Below are 536 nucleotides of genomic sequence, written 5' to 3'. Positions count from 1 at the left end.
CGCTTGCTCTCCAACAATTCCTGCTCCGCGTCCGTCAGGTTGTAGAGGTCTTTGGTTTCCTGAAGGTTTTTGCCGTCGCAGCCCATCAGGATTTTATAGCACGGAATATCCAAAAGGGCTTGCCCGTACATTTTGACCTCCGGGGCCAGGAAATCCACCACGGAATGAGAAATGATTGCCAGTCCAGCTTCATACTTTCTTGCCCGCTTCTCCACATTGCGCAGAAACACCAGGGATTGCGGAACCTGCGGGTCGATCATCAGATATGCCTCGTCACATACCAGCAGGCAACGCTCATTCCGGTCGCGGCTCATTTCCTCCCAACACCAGCTCAACAGGTTCAGATACTGCGTGCGCTTGACATTATCCGACGCATTTTGCAGGTCGTGGGTATCCAGGCAAATAAAACGGGAATTGGCCTCCAGCGTGGTGTGGCCGTTCCACAGAAAGCTGTCGCTGCCCGCTGCGGCGTCGTACAGCAGCATTGCCAGATCACGATATACCGGATTCTCCTTGTTGGCCTCCGCTTTCTTTTC

1 pseudogene is annotated in these 536 nt (G+C 53.7%); it reads right to left on the bottom strand.

What is annotated here, in order from left to right:
* Positions 1-536 (bottom strand): annotated as a pseudogene (locus H8S57_RS18460) (VirB4 family type IV secretion system protein); the annotation flags it as partial.

The organism is Lawsonibacter hominis (genome assembly GCF_014287895.1).
GTDB classification, from domain to species: Bacteria; Bacillota; Clostridia; order Oscillospirales; family Oscillospiraceae; genus Lawsonibacter_A; species Lawsonibacter_A hominis.
Note: the sequence above shows the minus strand (reverse complement) of the source record. Positions and strands in the feature narration are given on the sequence as shown.